Annotated in this window: 15 protein-coding genes; 7 read left to right on the top strand and 8 right to left on the bottom strand. The window is 43.2% G+C overall.

The annotated features are described in order from the left end of the window. Nucleotides 1-58 precede the first annotated feature (58 nt). Nucleotides 59-925, bottom strand: coding sequence for an EamA family transporter (locus tag B3Q46_RS08435; protein ID WP_286714778.1), 867 nt, complete (start codon nucleotides 923-925; stop codon nucleotides 59-61). A gap of 124 nt (nucleotides 926-1,049) precedes the next feature. Beyond that, nucleotides 1,050-2,282, bottom strand: a complete 1,233-nt coding sequence (serA, locus tag B3Q46_RS08430; protein ID WP_004787044.1) for a phosphoglycerate dehydrogenase — start codon at nucleotides 2,280-2,282, stop codon at nucleotides 1,050-1,052. Nucleotides 2,283-2,636: 354 nt separating this feature from the next. Here serA and B3Q46_RS08425 point away from each other — a divergent pair, with 354 nt between their 5' ends. The 4 genes from B3Q46_RS08425 (at nucleotide 2,637) to B3Q46_RS08410 (ending at nucleotide 6,717) form a co-directional block, all read left to right on the top strand. Next, nucleotides 2,637-4,046: an FAD-binding oxidoreductase gene (locus B3Q46_RS08425; protein ID WP_286714777.1), complete on the top strand. Its 1,410-nt coding sequence runs from the start codon at nucleotides 2,637-2,639 to the stop codon at nucleotides 4,044-4,046. A gap of 142 nt (nucleotides 4,047-4,188) precedes the next feature. Beyond that, nucleotides 4,189-4,566, top strand: a complete 378-nt coding sequence (locus B3Q46_RS08420; RefSeq protein WP_286714776.1) for a hypothetical protein — start codon at nucleotides 4,189-4,191, stop codon at nucleotides 4,564-4,566. Nucleotides 4,567-4,645: 79 nt separating this feature from the next. After that, the gene (locus B3Q46_RS08415; RefSeq protein WP_286714775.1) at nucleotides 4,646-5,221 is read left to right on the top strand and encodes a hypothetical protein; all 576 of its coding nucleotides are present in this window, start codon (nucleotides 4,646-4,648) and stop codon (nucleotides 5,219-5,221) included. Nucleotides 5,222-5,487: 266 nt separating this feature from the next. After that, complete coding sequence (locus B3Q46_RS08410) at nucleotides 5,488-6,717, top strand: MFS transporter (protein WP_286714774.1); 1,230 nt, start codon at nucleotides 5,488-5,490, stop codon at nucleotides 6,715-6,717. A gap of 210 nt (nucleotides 6,718-6,927) precedes the next feature. On the opposite strand, the gene B3Q46_RS08405 is transcribed toward B3Q46_RS08410, so the two are convergent. The 5 genes from B3Q46_RS08405 to B3Q46_RS08385 form a co-directional block, all read right to left on the bottom strand. Beyond that, nucleotides 6,928-7,224, bottom strand: coding sequence for a DUF3817 domain-containing protein (locus B3Q46_RS08405; protein WP_004787034.1), 297 nt, complete (start codon nucleotides 7,222-7,224; stop codon nucleotides 6,928-6,930). Nucleotides 7,225-7,350: 126 nt separating this feature from the next. After that, complete coding sequence (gene yccS, locus B3Q46_RS08400) at nucleotides 7,351-9,516, bottom strand: YccS family putative transporter (protein WP_286714780.1); 2,166 nt, start codon at nucleotides 9,514-9,516, stop codon at nucleotides 7,351-7,353. Between the two features lie 142 nt (nucleotides 9,517-9,658). Then, nucleotides 9,659-10,201, bottom strand: coding sequence for a superoxide dismutase [Cu-Zn] SodC (gene sodC, locus B3Q46_RS08395; RefSeq protein ID WP_286714772.1), 543 nt, complete (start codon nucleotides 10,199-10,201; stop codon nucleotides 9,659-9,661). Between the two features lie 110 nt (nucleotides 10,202-10,311). Next, nucleotides 10,312-11,460 (bottom strand): AI-2E family transporter, encoded by a 1,149-nt coding sequence (locus tag B3Q46_RS08390; protein WP_286714770.1) that lies wholly within the window; start codon nucleotides 11,458-11,460, stop codon nucleotides 10,312-10,314. A 131-nt stretch (nucleotides 11,461-11,591) separates the two neighbouring features. Continuing rightward, nucleotides 11,592-12,236 (bottom strand): ParA family protein, encoded by a 645-nt coding sequence (locus B3Q46_RS08385; RefSeq protein ID WP_286714768.1) that lies wholly within the window; start codon nucleotides 12,234-12,236, stop codon nucleotides 11,592-11,594. Between the two features lie 123 nt (nucleotides 12,237-12,359). Between B3Q46_RS08385 and B3Q46_RS08380 the strand changes: the two genes are divergently transcribed. Both B3Q46_RS08380 and B3Q46_RS08375 read left to right on the top strand, forming a co-directional pair. Continuing rightward, nucleotides 12,360-12,827: a Holliday junction resolvase-like protein gene (locus B3Q46_RS08380; protein ID WP_286714766.1), complete on the top strand. Its 468-nt coding sequence runs from the start codon at nucleotides 12,360-12,362 to the stop codon at nucleotides 12,825-12,827. A 26-nt stretch (nucleotides 12,828-12,853) separates the two neighbouring features. Then, the gene (locus B3Q46_RS08375) at nucleotides 12,854-13,438 is read left to right on the top strand and encodes a hypothetical protein (RefSeq protein WP_286714764.1); all 585 of its coding nucleotides are present in this window, start codon (nucleotides 12,854-12,856) and stop codon (nucleotides 13,436-13,438) included. Here the strand turns inward: B3Q46_RS08375 and B3Q46_RS08370 are convergent. Beyond that, a complete protein-coding gene (locus B3Q46_RS08370; protein WP_286714762.1) occupies nucleotides 13,435-14,061 on the bottom strand; it encodes a class I SAM-dependent methyltransferase in 627 nt (208 codons plus the stop codon). The two genes, B3Q46_RS08375 and B3Q46_RS08370, sit on opposite strands and share 4 nt — an antisense overlap. A 180-nt stretch (nucleotides 14,062-14,241) precedes the next feature. Here B3Q46_RS08370 and B3Q46_RS08365 point away from each other — a divergent pair, with 180 nt between their 5' ends. Continuing rightward, a complete protein-coding gene (locus B3Q46_RS08365) occupies nucleotides 14,242-14,805 on the top strand; it encodes a hypothetical protein (protein ID WP_286714760.1) in 564 nt (187 codons plus the stop codon). Nucleotides 14,806-14,992 lie beyond the last annotated feature (187 nt).

Genomic DNA, 14,992 nt, shown 5'->3' with positions numbered 1-14,992 from the left:
CTTATTTCAGGACGGGACAAATAGGTTATTAAAAAAGGCGCTTGAGCGCCTTTTTTATTTAGTGTTTTTTTCGTTGTGTGGTCACCGTACAGCCAATCGATGCACTGATAATAGTGGCCAGCGCCAGCCATTGTGTCCACAATAAAGTCTCGCCTAAGAATACGAAACCGGAGAGTGCTGCAACCGCAGGTTCCAGGCTCATTAGAGTGCCAAAACTCAAAGCAGTTAAATTACGCAGTGCAATCATTTCCAAAGTAAAGGGTAAGGCACTGGCAAGTGCAGCCAAAATAACAAAATACATGAGGCTACTTGGTTCAAACACATGAGCAGGCATTCCCGCGAACAGGGCAATCGGCATCAGCACTAGCATGCCCACAAACATGCCCAGACACACGGTATGATTCCCTGATACACCAGAAGGTTTTTGTCCGGCCACGATATATAGTGCCCAACAGGAACCCGCGCCTAAGGCTAACAGGATGCCAATCGGGTCAAGCGGCTGTGCAGTCTGATCAAAGGGAAACAACAGCACCAGCCCCAGAATTGCCAGTCCGACCCAGATAAAATCAAACTTCTGCCGAGCATGAAAAAGCGCAACACTTAAGGGCCCAATAAATTCAAAAGAAACTGCAATACCAAGTGGCAGGCGATCAATCGCCAGATAGAACAGCATATTCATGCCAGCCAGCGCGATGCCATAACTGATAATCGCTGACCATTTCACCTGACGGAAATTGATTTGCCAGATTTTAAAAATCAACGCCAACACGGCTGCACCTAAGAGCAGGCGCATGGCTGAAACGGTCAGGATCGGGAACTGGCCAAACAGATATTTGGCAAAGGAGCCACTGCTTTGCATGCTGATCATGGCGATTAGCAAAATCAGTGGCGCTTGCACCATCGGTGCAATTTTAAAATCTGGCATGACTAAATTTGGCTTCGAAGTAATCGAATACGGCGCACAGGAGCGGACTGTACTCAGGGAAAATAAATCCCTAAAAAATAAAAAAAACCGCAGACCGAAGCCTGCGGTTTTTTCAGTAGTTGAATTAGAACAATACGCGTACGCGAATCGTGCCTTCAACTTCGTGTAGCGTATCAAGTGCTTCTTTAGATGCAGTCGCATCTACATCCATTACGAGGTAACCTACATCACCTTTGGTCATTAAAGACTGACCAGAGATGTTGATGCCGTGTTCAGCAAACAGATTGTTAATCTTAGACAGAACACCCGGGATGTTTTTGTGGATGTGAAGCAGACGGTGTTTGCCTTCAGTCAATGGAAGCGCAATTTCTGGGAAGTTCACCGCAGAAAGCGTCATACCTTTATCTGAATAAGCTACAAATTTCTCAGCAACTTCCAGACCGATGTTTGCCTGAGCTTCCATCGTAGAACCGCCCACGTGTGGAGTCAGGATTACATTTGGAATGTTGCGTAGTGGAGAAACGAATTCTTCGCCATTTGCTTTAGGCTCTTTCGGGAATACGTCAACCGCAGCACCTGCAAGGTGGCCAGATTTCAACGCTTCAGCCAGATCTTCGATCACAACACATGTACCACGTGCCGCATTGATGAAGATTGAACCTTCTTTCATTTGCGCGAATTGTTCTTTGGTCATGAAGTTACGTGTAGACGGAACATCAGGAACGTGAATAGAAACAACATCGGCATTTGCAAGAAGTTCGCCCATTGTGCCGACCTGACGTGCATTACCGAGTGGTAATTTAGTCACTGTGTCGAAATAGATCACTTTCATACCCAGGCTTTCAGCAAGGACAGAAAGTTGTGAACCAATTGAACCGTAACCAACGATACCTAAAGTCTTACCACGAGTTTCAAACGAACCTACAGCAGATTTGTTCCAGCCGCCTGCATGTGTATCTGTAGATTTTTCAGGTACACGGCGAAGCAAAAGAATCGCTTCAGCAAGTACAAGTTCAGCAACTGAACGTGTGTTTGAATACGGTGCGTTGAATACCGGAATACCACGACGCATTGCTGCATCCAGATTTACCTGGTTGGTACCGATACAGAAACATCCTACCGCGATCAGTTTGTTCGCAGCTTCAAACACTTCTTCAGTGAGCTGAGTACGGGAACGGATACCAATGAAGTGCGCATCTTTAATCGCTTCTTTCAGTGCTTCACCCTCAAGCGCTGTTTTGCGATAGTCGATGTTGGTATATCCAGCTGCATTCAATGTGTCGATTGCGTTCTGGTGAACGCCTTCTAGCAATAGAAAACGGATTTTATCTTTAGGTAGAGATAGATGTTGGCTCATTACGGCTCCGCTACAAAGGCCAAATTTAGTCGCGGTATAATAGCATAGGAAAGTACCTGATTTACATTTCCTTCGTGACGTGAATATCAGGTATTTTTGCAAGTGATATTGGTGAAAATGATGATTCTGGTTGAATTAAACTATCATTTTCAAAGGTATATTAGCTAAATTGTCATTTTTTCAGGGAATCGCCTAAAAATAGCTTATAATATTGCGCCATGCTGTTTAAGCTGCCAGTTTTGGTGCTTTAATCATCATGTTTCGCCTGCTTTGTATACAGGTTTTAATGCCTGAAAAATGTACAAATAAACCGGCGAGGTCTCTCTTGTTTAATTCATGCTAGGTCTGCAAACGATGAATGCTCCAGTCGCTTTAACCCCAGAGTTATTGACCCAATTGACTGCAATTGTGGGTGAAAACCGTATTAAAACTGATGCGGACAGCCTCCAGAATTGGGGTCGTGATCATACCAAACACTTTGATCCAAACCCATCGGTCATCGTTTTCCCATCTTCGACTGAACAGGTTCAAGCAATTGTGAAGCTTGCCAATCAGTTCAATGTTGCAGTGACTCCATCAGGTGGTCGTACAGGTCTATCTGCAGGCGCTGTCGCTGCGAATGGCGAGATTGTGGTAAGCATGGACAAGATGAACCAGATTCTGGAATTCTTCCCGGCTGACCGTATGGTACGCGTACAGGCCGGTGTAGTGACTGAACAGCTGCAAAACTATGCTGAAGAGCAGGGCATGTATTACCCGGTAGATTTTGCCTCTTCTGGTTCAAGCCAGATCGGTGGAAACATCGGGACCAATGCTGGCGGGATTAAAGTGATCAAATACGGCATGACCCGTAACTGGGTGCTTGGCCTGACTGTGGTGACTGGTAAAGGTGATGTACTGCGTCTAAACAAAGGCATGATCAAGAACGCGACTGGTTATGCGTTACAACACCTGTTCATCGGTGGTGAAGGTACTTTAGGTTTAATCACTGAAGCAGAAATCAAACTTGAGCGTCAGCCACAAGACCTGCAAGTGCTGGTACTGGGCGTACCTGATTTTGATGCGATCATGCCAGTGTTACATGCATTCCAGGCAAAAATCGACCTGACTGCATTCGAGTTCTTCGGTGAGCTGGCGATGCAAAAAGTACTGGCCAATGGTCACGTACAGCGTCCATTTGAAACTGAATGTCCATTCTATGTATTGCTTGAATTTGAAGCGCCGTTTGAGCCAATTATGGACAAAGCGATGGAAATCTTCGAGCACTGTATGGAACAGGGTTGGGTGCTGGATGGCGTGATGAGCCAAACTCTTGAGCAAGTACATAGCTTATGGCGTCTGCGTGAAGACATCTCTGAGTCAATTGCTCCATTCATTCCATACAAAAATGACATCTCTGTATTGATCACTCACGTACCGGCATTCATTAAAGAAATCGATGCGATCGTGAATGAAAACTACCCAGACTTCGAAATCTGCTGGTTCGGTCATATCGGTGATGGTAACCTGCACTTGAACATCCTGAAACCTGAAAACTTAAGCAAAGATGAATTCTTTGCCAAATGTCAGGTCGTGAACAAGTATGTGTTTGATACCGTGAAAAAATACGATGGTTCAATTTCTGCGGAACATGGCGTAGGTATGACCAAGAAACCTTATCTTGAATACACCCGTTCAGCTGAAGAAATCGAATATATGAAAGCCCTGAAAAAAGTGTTCGATCCAAATGGCATCATGAACCCAGGCAAACTATTCGATCTTTAATCAGAATAGATTTACAAAAGCGCATCGAAAGGTGCGCTTTTTTTATTGCTCTGTAACTGGACTTACAGAGTCTAAATAGCGTTAAGCTGAAAAGCCCGGCATGATAATTTCTGCATAATAAAGATAATCTGGGTTAAACAATATGTTACGGTTATTGGCGGTTACAATTTTAGGTCTGGGTGCGATGACATCAGGTTGTACAACCACCCAGAAAGTGATTGCAAAAGTGCAGTCTTCTTCAGATACGCCTTTGGATCAGGTGCTTAAAATGAGGCCTGACCTGCGTGAAGAACTGGCAACAGTCGAGATTCGTCAGTTCTTTAATCGTGTTGAGTCACCGACAGTTGGACAGGTGAAAGTAACTGAAACAGGTCTGATGGATGACTCGGTGAGATCGATTCAAACCATTTATCATTTCAGAAAAGAAGAGAAGAACTGGAAAATGCACAATACTGAGAAGCTTTATCAATGTGTACGTGGTTCAAATACCAAAACTTTCCAGAAAGCAGTCTGTCCATAATAATGTTTGATCTTTAAACAAAATTTGGTTAAAAGCGTATCTTATTGATGCGCTTTTTTGTTTTAGAAAAGGGGAGTTAATGGACTCAAATATATTAGCCGCCACAATTGGTGTTATTGGGGGATTTTTAGCTTCACTTTCACTATTCTACTTAAATAGGTTTCATACTAACTACGATAAAATAAAATCAGAAAAAATCCTACGAGAAAAATTATTGTATCGTGAGAAAGATAATGAACTAGAGGCAGATAAATTTTTTATTTTTTCTTTACCTGCTCTGAAAAGAGAAGTCTATTTAAATTGTCATGTTAATTGGGATAGTGGCATCACGCTTAATATAATGAAAGGTAATGAAGATTTAATATGGTTCTTAAGATTTTGTTGGTTAAGTTTGGTAAGGTTTTTTCCTCAAGACCATTTTTCAGCAGAAGGGCATATTGATTATATTGATAAACTTATTATGGATAGGGCCAACTATCATTACTCTAGATTGGACTGTAGTGACCAATTAAAAAGTGAGAGTATTTCAAAAATAACTTTAGGATATTCGATAGCAAAAGATATTGATCAACTGATTATAGAGTTAGTAGAACAACTTCTTCCTTTTGAAGATTCTAGAAAAGAAAAATGGTTTCAAGACTGGAATACTGTATAATTTACTTAATTATCATAAGAATATAAATATATAATCTTTATTGAATTAACTTGGAAGAGCTATAAATTCTTTTAATTTTTAGTTTTTCACTCGTGCTTATGAACCGGATGATTTGAGGTTAATTCAGAAATAGAAAAATATAATATTTTGATTAGACCCCTCAAAAAGAGAACGGATTTAAAAATAGTACTCTGCTAAAATTCCTGCTTTCTATTTTAGATAAAGCTCATTCTGCTTCATCCGGCAGACTGACAATAAAAACTCCCATGCAAAATATCCAGACCCAAAAACTGACCCGTGCCACACTCATGTTCCCGCTGGCACTGGTGCTGTTTGAATTCTCCGTCTATATCTGTAATGACCTGATCCAGCCGGCCATGTTGGCCATTACCCATGATTTTGGTGTAAGCAGCTCCTGGGCACCATCTTCCATGTCCTTTTTCCTGTTGGGTGGAGCATTTGTTGCCGCAATTTTAGGACCCTTATCGGACCGTTTAGGCCGTAAAAAAGTCCTGCTCGGTGGCGTGGCATTTTTTGTAATCTGCTGTCTGGCGATTTTACTCACACCGAATATTCAAAGCTTTCTGTTCCTGCGCTTTTTACAGGGTTTCGGACTATCCTTTATTGCTGCTGTGGGGTATGCCGCGATTCAGGAAAGTTTTGAAGAACGCGATGCCATTAAAGTGATGGCGCTTATGGCCAATGTCTCCTTGCTGGCACCACTTTTAGGGCCAGTGGTTGGCGCTTTTATGATTGATCATGTCTCATGGCATTGGGGTTTTATCGGCATCGCCTGTCTGGCATTTTTGAGCTGGTTTGGACTGAAAGCAAAAATGCCGAATCCCAATATCAGTATTCCCAAACAGCCACTCAGCTATATTATCGATGACTTTAAACAGGTTCTGAAAAATAAACGCTTTGTGATCATGACTATGGCATTGCCGTTGGTAAGTTTGCCATTGATGTTATGGATTGCCTTATCTCCTGTGATTCTGGTTGAAGAACTAGGCTTGAGCAGCATGCAATATGGCTTGGCTCAGTTTCCGGTATTGGGTGGCCTGATTCTGGGCAATATCATTTTGCTAAAAATTATCGACAAGATGCCGCTCGGTAAAACAGTAATCCTGGGTGTGCCATTGATGTTGTTTGGAACCATTTTGCTTTTAGTGGGAATGTTGATTCCAGACTATTTTCTGCATTGTCTGATTATCGGCACCACTTGCATCAGTCTGGGTGAAGGGATCAGCTTCTCAGTATTGTACCGTTTTGCGCTGATGTCATCTGAAGTGTCTAAAGGCACGGTTGCGGCAACGGTATCTATCTTGATGATGCTGAGTTTCTTTATCGTGATTGAAGTGGTCAGGATCGCTTATGAAGCTTTTGATCTTTTGGCTTATTGCGGCGCCTCGTTTATTTTAATTGCACTCTGGTTTAGCTTGCCACGTATGCAGCTGAAACAGGTGATGCTGGAAAGAAAAGGGCGAGGGGAGTTTTAGAAGAATTCCTTCCTTTTAAATGTTTAATCGAATGAAGCTATTTACTTTATGTGCCTCAAATAAATGTATTGAATGTTCTCTCCCTATGGGAGAGAGTTAGAGAGAGGGAAATATTAATAAAATAACCTCACCCTTGCGCAGCAGTGCTGCTCGTCTCCTAAAAGGGAGGGAACGTCCATGATTGATTTAATAATGATTAGAATCCAAAAGTTAAGCTTCAGCCGGCTGCTCCAACTTCTTTAATTTCATATCAAAGATAAATGGTCCAAACGGCAGAATTGACGCGATCAAGCCCAGAATAAACATACTCAGAGACCATTTCTGTTTTTCGCAGACAGCAAATAACACCACAAGAAAAAGCACAAAAAGTACGCCGTGACCCATGCCGATATATTTCACCAGAATCGGGTTATCCATCATGTATTTGACCGGCATGGCAATAAATAACAACAGCAGAAATGAAATACCTTCAAGCAATCCAACCAAACGTAAAGTTTTAATATTCACGCGCGCTCACTCTTCTATGTCCTATTCAATCAGGCTTGAGTGTACCCAATCTGCCGATTTAAGCAAAAGAAATTTATAGAATAAAATGAATTATTTTAGATACTTATATCCTAGTAATCTGCTTGGTTATTTGATTTCAACCGCCAGTAACTGCTGCCTTAAAGACAATAATTCAGGCAAGGTTTCCAGTAACAGACTGATCTGTTTAAGTACTAGCAGCAGGTGGGTGGAAATATGTTCCTGCTGACTCAGCTGCCGGATTTCTGACAATTGGCCTTGAATGTCCTGCTGCGGTACATTTTCAGGATTTGACAGGGCATTAGTTAAAGTCTGCTGACAGGCAGAAAGCAGTTGCAGAATCTGCGGATCAGATACTTGTTCACGATGGCTACCCAATGCGGAAATATAACTGAGCTGACTGTGACTATAAACCAGATAGCGAAAGGCATTGCGAATCAGCACCGGATCGGGATTCGGTTCGGTACTCAGACTGGAAATCATATTGGAAAGGTCAATCTGGGCATTGTGGGCCAAACGACGTGCTGTCCGATAAGCAATGCTGTTATTTTTGCCATACTGATATTGCTCCAGAATAGCCAGTAAATAGTTCAGCGTCGCTTGGGAAGACTTTTTAATATTGCTGGAAATATTCCGGAAATTCCAGTCAGGCCAGATACAACTGACCGCCAGCCAGGCAATCAGACAACCAATCAGGGTATCGATAATGCGTGGCAGAATGACTGCATAGCCAGCACCTTTCAGATTGAAAATTAGCAGTACCATCAAGGTTGCCATCAATGTGGCCATGGCATATTTCTTGGAACGCAAATAGAAAAAACCGACACCGAAAATCACAGTAAGCAGCAACTGGCCTTCAATACTTGGTACAAAATACAGGATCGGGATGCCTAAAATGACGCCGAGTAATGTACCTAAAGTCCGCAGTTTTAATCGGCTTTTAGTGGCGAAATAACTGATCTGACACACAAATAAACTGGTCAGTAATATCCAGTAGCCATTTTTGGCAAAGGGCAATAGGGAAATGGCATAGCCAACCAGAAAGACCAAAGCGATCCGCACCGCATGACGAAATAGCGCCGATTGTGGTCCCAAATGGGGTTTTAATTTCAGCCAGAAATCCGCAGGTCCACGCAGATCATCATCAAACAGACTGGAATCATCAAAATGCTTTGGATAATCCGGACGGTAAATGACTTGTCCATCCTGCAAATGTTGCAGCTGTTCATGCACACTGAGCAGATTACTCAGAATGAGCTGTAAGTTTTTTACCTCAATATTCTGTGGATGCTGAGCAATCCAGTCCTGCATGGAGGCTTCTAATGCTTTGAGTGCCAGCTGATGCTGTTCAGGAAGCTGATAAGTTTCATTACGCAATACGCAAGCAGCCAATTGCTGGCAAGCAAGTGCCTGTAAATGGATATTTTTCTGAATGCGAAAAATCAGGTCGGTACGGCTAAAATGCTGGTGAATCTGCTCATAATGCAGATAGTTGGCAGTCGCCTGCTCATGGATATCCTGAGTCAGAAAATAAAGATTCAGCCAGTAAATAGTTTTATGATTCGGACGTGAGGCTTTGAGTCGGGTCAGTAAAGAATCTTTGGTGCGGTTAAAGCTTTCAATGACTTGGGTATTTTTTAAGGAAAGCTCGTAGAGCAGCGGCTCAACATTATTCTGATTATCGGGATCAAATAATTTGGCTTTGGTCGATAGTAGCTCCGCCATCTGTTGCAGATTGATGGACAAATTTTCCTGAACCTGCAAGGTGGGGCGAATCAGGTAAAACAGAATAGAAGTCAGGCCATACCACAGCACCCCAACTACAAAATACAGCGGCTGCTCATACCAGTGTCTATATTCTCCCAAGCCAAACATGGTGTAAATGGAAAGCAATACAGTGCCAAAAGAAATGGTGGCATAGCGCTGTCCCAAAGCACCCATCAAGATAAATACGGCACTAGAAAGTGATAACCACAGTGCAAACCAGACTTTATAGGGATGCAGAAATTCCAGCATACTACTGACTGCAAAAAACAGCAGCATGACCAGCCCCAGATTGCGTAGTCTTAAACTTAAACGGTCATCAAAATCGGTCAGAGCAGTGGCAATTGCCCCTAAAGTGACCGGAACAATCAAGGTCTCATAGCCGAGAAGTTTTAGACCAAAAGTCGTCCCTGAAAGCACAATGAACATCTGCAAACAGTAAGTCATCAAGGCACTAGACTGAAAAGGCAACAGGGCTTTTTTAAGTATGTGATGAAGAGGATGCAACATGGAATCTGAGCTATTCACAAGAATATGATCCGTGGTACTTGACTGCTGGTTTTAAATGCAATTTAAGCGCCAATTTCAAAAGAAATGTCTACTAAAAAACGGGCAAGAAGCCCGTTTTTGAATGCTAGTAATCTGTAATAAATCAGATCACGCCGCACGCAATACGTTCACCGCCACCGCCCAATGGTAATGGGTTGTCAGAATAATTGTCACCACCGGCATGTACCATAATCGCAAGACCCTGAACATCAGCCAGTTTCAGACGTGGCGCAAGCAGGGTGACACGTGCAGTTCCATCTGTATTAACTTTCAATGCGGGTAAATCACCGAGATGACCGGTTGTTGGTGTACCGTGATGTGGAGCCTGATTTGGATTGTAATGGCTACCTGCAGCCAGTGCTGCGCCCATCTTGCCGTCTTTCATGGCAGGTGTACATGAACCATTTTCATGAATGTGGAAACCACGCTCACCCGCAGGAAGCTGTTTCAGATTAGTACGAATCACCAAGCCAGCCGGGCTGTCACTCAATAATACGGTACCAATCGATTCACCGACGCCCTGTGCAGAAACTGCATTCAGGGTCACGGTTTTAACATTTTCAGTCGAAGTAGAGGTTGAAGCGCAACCAGTAAAAAGTGCGGCACTGACTGCGCACAAAGCTGTAAGTTTAAATAATGAAGACATAATTATCACACCTTGATCTTTATTCTGCTTTTCAGAATCTATTGAAACAGAGCAAGACCAAAAGCACTATGGAAAATCAGTACTTAAATGTTTTAATTTGTTTAAGCCGGTCAGTCTGGTGATTTCGGTGTTTTGTTACGGCGCAGATGGAATTTTTTCTTCGGTTCAACCTCATGCGCCATAGTGGCTTTAGGCATCATCAAAGGTTCGTTCAGGTTGCTTTCATGCAGCCATTCACGCCAGATGGCCAGTAGTACGGCCAGAATCACCGGTCCAATAAAGACACCAACCAGACCAAAGCTGGCAATACCACCCAAAACACCAAACATAATCAGCAGGAATGGAATCTGTGTTGCACCCGAAATGACCAGTGGACGAATCACGTTGTCCGCTGTACTCACAATACAGACACCCCAGACCATGACGCCAACGGCTTCAATGGTTTGTCCTTGCGAGAACAGCCATAGCGAAACTGCACCATAAGCAACGGGAGGGCCAAAAGGAATTAAGGCAAAGATAAAGGTGATAATGGTCAGTACCATCGGGTTCGGTACACCAGCCACGAAATAGCTGATACCTGCCAGCAAAGACTGGGCAATTGCTGTTAAGCCTACCCCATAGACCACCGCACGTGTGGTATCTGAAATTGTCGCCAGATAATGGTGAATACGTGGACCGACTACCATCTCAAAGGCTTTACGCACCTGATTCAGAATGGTATGACCATCACGGTAGAAGAAGAATAACGACAGTACGGCAAAACACAGCTTGAAGACATTTTTACTGATTTCATTCAGTACAACTTTACCGTAATTCAGATGACCCTGAATCCAGACCGAAATAGTTTGTGCAATGCTGTTTGGATCGGCATTTATCTCATTCAGGGTACGGGTAATTTCCTTACCTACAAGTGGCAGGCCGCGAATAAAATCTGGAACGCTAAGATGACCTGAGAATACCTGTTTTTGCAATTCAAAATACAGGTTCCGACCTTCGTGCTGCAGCATAAAAATGGCAAAAATAAAAGGTAGACCAAACACCAGAATCACACCCAGAATCATAATAGTCGCACTCAGTGTCGGCCGATTGCCACTCATTCTTAAGATCGACTGATACAACGGCCAGGTCATGTACGCAATAATGGCTGCCCAAACTACAGGAATGATGAAATACTTGAGTATGTGAAAACTCAGAAAAATCAGAATGAAAAACAGTCCAAATAATAAGACTTTTTGTAGTGTGGGCGCGTATTGTTGCACTGAATTTAGAAGCTCATTTTTTTAGGTCATGTCAGGCATATTAACTGAAAAAAAAGCGATCGAAAACGATAGTACAGGAAGTAGTACGATTATTTTCCTAAGAATAAAAAGAAGAGGCAAAAATAACAGAACTAGAACCATTGGCTTGGATCGTCAATAATGGCATTCAATAAAGGTTGCCATTGATCCTGTAATTCCCGGTATATCTTCTGCTGTTTGTCAAAAATAGACAGGCCTTGCATGGCCAGCCGGCTATAGGGTGCACGTTCAGAAATCCAGGCAACCGGTTGCTGATCAATTTTATTGAAAAACTGCTGAATGTCCTGATTGCTGGCTGCATTAGGTTTGGTGCGGTTGGCGAGGAGCAGAATTTCAACCTTGCCTTTACGGATGCGTTTAATGTCCTGCAAATGCTTGAGAAAACGGCGCGTAGAATCAATATCAAAAAATGAAGGCTGCAGCGGGGTAATGATGGCATCTGCTTCACTGATTAACTGCTCGGCATGATCTTCATTCAGCGCTCCGGGTGCATCGATGATCACATATTCCAAGTTTTTAGGCGCATCCCCAATCGATTTGGCATTTCGCCAGTCCAGACTCTGAATCGGCGCGGCATCTTTTGGGCGATGTTTCAACCATTGCAAGGTCGATTTCTGGCTGTCCGCATCGGCCAGAGCAACTCTATAACCCTTTTGTGCCAGGGCAGCTGCCAGGCTAATTGCAGTAATGGTTTTACCACAGCCGCCTTTCTGATTTGCAACTAAAATTGTTTTCATGACCTTGGATGATTTAATTCTGCTCCCGCCTAGCATATCATTCTTTGCAGGCTTACTGGATGGCAGACACTTTCAACTTCAGTCGAAGGTAGGCAGCAAAATAAAGCAGATTAGGAAGATTGAATGCCCATTGGAATGGCTATGCTGATTGGTGCCTGTATTGGAGTGGTTTTAACTACTCTGATTCTGGGCCAGACGCGAAATGGTCGAATTAAAGCAGAATATGAACAATATATTGCCGAGCTGGAGCTGGAACATCAGCAAGCTTTAGTCGCTGCACAAAAACGCAGTGTGAATACCAGTCGCGCGGTACTCAAAGGCAAAATGGCCGAGCAGTTGGCACCGATCATGCCAGAGTTTCAATATCTGCCTAGTGATGCCAAATTTTTAGGTGATCCGGTGGATTATGTGGTCTTTGATGGTTATACCGATTTTCGTGATGGTGAAGGGCTGGCTGAAGATATTGAAGTGGTGTTGATTGATATTAAAAGTGGGGGTGCACGTCTGACCAAAGGCCAGATGGCAATTGCTCAAGCCATTCAGGAAGGGCGGGTACGTTTTGAAACCATCCGGATTGATTTTGAAGACTGAAGGACAGCAAGCTTCAACTCTACACTATGGATAAACTGATTATTGCCGCAGCACTGTTTGCGCTTGGACTATGGATCTGGTCGGAATACTTTCGGGCGATTCCGAATCTGGAGCAGGCCGGAGTACTCAAAAATTTTCAGGTAGAATCGATTGAGCCGCATCAGGCTGAATATCGCGTACTGGCTAAACAGTATTATGGGCCTGAGCGGCGTACCATTCATCCAGCCAGTCCAGTGGTGGGAAGCTTTAATGATCTGGCCTATGTCAGCAATATTGATCTGTTACTGGCCGCACCGAAAGTATCCAGTACTGTATTTAAACCATTCAAGCTTGAGCAGGACAGGCGTTGTTTCAATATGAGCGCTACAGATGCGCAGGCCAATCCTGCGAACATTCAACCTCATTTGCTGAACCTGAGTGTGATTGCCGCCAGCGAAGTTGTTGCCAATAAGGTTCGCCGTTTAAAAGCAAATCAGCGGATCTGGCTGCAAGGGGACTGGGTACAGGTCAAATCAGCGACCAGCCAGCAAGAATTTCAGGTTGGAATAGGCAATCCAAGATCAGCCCAATGCCGTCTGTTTAGAATAACTGATTTAAAAGTGCTGGATTAAAGCGGTTTATGTACTCGTGCCAGCAGCATACGCTGACCAATTTTCGGAATACCTTCGGCATCGATATAATGAACTTCATCCAGGTCAAACCCGGCCTCTAAAAGAGCAGTCTCAATATCCCGGTTGAGATGACAGCCATCTGCCACTTTCTTCTGAATCGGAGTGAGTAAGTGCTGCAAGCGCTGAATGTTGAGATGCTCTCGGTTTAATACATGCTCAACCAGATGAAAATGGCCGCCTGGCTTCAGAGCCTGGTAAATTTCATGCAGACTTTGATGCAGATCCGGAATACTGCATAAGGTCCAGGTTGATACGATATTTTCCAGACTATTTTCTGCGAAAGGCAGAGCTTCTGCACGAGCCTGAATCTGTTCGACTGCAAAAGGGCTTTGACTGATGCGCTGCTCAGCCAGTTTAAAAATGTCCGGGTTAGGTTCCAGCGCATAGACTTTATCTACGGCCTGATAAAAAGGCAGATTCAATCCTGTATCGAAGCCAATTTCCAGGACTTCACCTGTAATAGGCAATAATAATTTACGGCGTAAATCCATTAAGAATGGGGTCTGCATAACCTGATTCAGCAGATGCGGAAAAATATGTTGTTGATAGAATTTATACAGCATGGTCGCATTCAAATGATTCTTAGACAGGCTTAGATTAACCGAAAATAATGGGATTAGCTAAAGCTGTCTGCTCACCAAAATTGATCAACTTGTTACTAATTTCAACTATTTATTCATTAAAAAAATCGTACTATCAAGCAAGATATTCTTGAAAAGATTTGATGGAATAAAGACAGAATTATGTTCAAACATCTTCGATACTATGCTTTGGCGGCCAGTCTTTTACTACCGCTTTATGGTCACACTTCTGTAGACCATAATGTTGCCAAAGGACTGCCACCGATGGCCAAAGACCAATCCATTTCAGTCTTGCAGCCGTTTAAAGGTGATTTCCGTATTTTGGGATCAAAAATTTATACCGACGACGAGCAGGCCAAGTTCTCTCCGATCGATTATGCGGTGAGTTGGGGTCTGTTTGCGCAACCTGAAATTGCCCGCCACATTACGGTCAATCAGTATAACCGTTATCTGAACTGGAAAATGGATCGCGTGCCAGTGCCCATTGAACAGGCCAAACAGATGGTATTCAATATGCACATCATTCCTGCCAATCCACAAATTGCCAAAGCAATTAAACAGGTGAAACGTGGTGATCTGGTGCGTTTACAAGGTGAGCTGGTGGAAGTGCGTGATAAAGATCTCGTCTGGAAATCTTCCTTAACCCCAACCGATACTGGTGATGGTGCTTGTGAAGTGTTTCGGGTCAGCTCAATCAAGTGGATTGAGAAAGTAGGTAAAGGTTAAAACTGGAAAACTTAGAGCTTTCTGAAAGGGGCGTTTGGAATGCTTCTGAGTGGCTTGGCTTTCTTGATATTTAATTTATTTTTAGCCTCAGAGTTTTTCATTTTTAAATTGAACTACTTCTTCAAAAAAAATTTAATCTTAAATATGAATGTCATCTTGTTCTGTTATTTTGATATAAAAAACCGCC

The sequence above is a fragment of the Acinetobacter sp. UBA2581 genome, from assembly GCF_002339435.1.
Classification (GTDB): Bacteria; Pseudomonadota; Gammaproteobacteria; order Pseudomonadales; family Moraxellaceae; genus Acinetobacter; species Acinetobacter variabilis.
The sequence above is the reverse complement of the archived record's forward strand: the minus strand, read 5'-3'. Positions and strand labels throughout refer to the sequence as shown.

Bases quoted from the DNA above. Each gene is read 5' to 3' on its own strand.
- B3Q46_RS08435 (WP_286714778.1), bottom strand. From the start codon at position 925: ATGCCAGATTTTAAAATTGCACCGATGGTGCAAGCGCCACTGATTTTG.
- serA (WP_004787044.1), bottom strand. From the start codon at position 2,282: ATGAGCCAACATCTATCTCTACCTAAAGATAAAATCCGTTTTCTATTG.
- B3Q46_RS08425 (WP_286714777.1), top strand. From the start codon at position 2,637: ATGAATGCTCCAGTCGCTTTAACCCCAGAGTTATTGACCCAATTGACT.
- B3Q46_RS08420 (WP_286714776.1), top strand. From the start codon at position 4,189: ATGTTACGGTTATTGGCGGTTACAATTTTAGGTCTGGGTGCGATGACA.
- B3Q46_RS08415 (WP_286714775.1), top strand. From the start codon at position 4,646: ATGGACTCAAATATATTAGCCGCCACAATTGGTGTTATTGGGGGATTT.
- B3Q46_RS08410 (WP_286714774.1), top strand. From the start codon at position 5,488: ATGCAAAATATCCAGACCCAAAAACTGACCCGTGCCACACTCATGTTC.
- yccS (WP_286714780.1), bottom strand. From the start codon at position 9,516: ATGTTGCATCCTCTTCATCACATACTTAAAAAAGCCCTGTTGCCTTTT.
- sodC (WP_286714772.1), bottom strand. From the start codon at position 10,201: ATGTCTTCATTATTTAAACTTACAGCTTTGTGCGCAGTCAGTGCCGCA.
- B3Q46_RS08385 (WP_286714768.1), bottom strand. From the start codon at position 12,236: ATGAAAACAATTTTAGTTGCAAATCAGAAAGGCGGCTGTGGTAAAACC.
- B3Q46_RS08380 (WP_286714766.1), top strand. From the start codon at position 12,360: ATGCCCATTGGAATGGCTATGCTGATTGGTGCCTGTATTGGAGTGGTT.
- B3Q46_RS08375 (WP_286714764.1), top strand. From the start codon at position 12,854: ATGGATAAACTGATTATTGCCGCAGCACTGTTTGCGCTTGGACTATGG.
- B3Q46_RS08370 (WP_286714762.1), bottom strand. From the start codon at position 14,061: ATGCTGTATAAATTCTATCAACAACATATTTTTCCGCATCTGCTGAAT.
- B3Q46_RS08365 (WP_286714760.1), top strand. From the start codon at position 14,242: ATGTTCAAACATCTTCGATACTATGCTTTGGCGGCCAGTCTTTTACTA.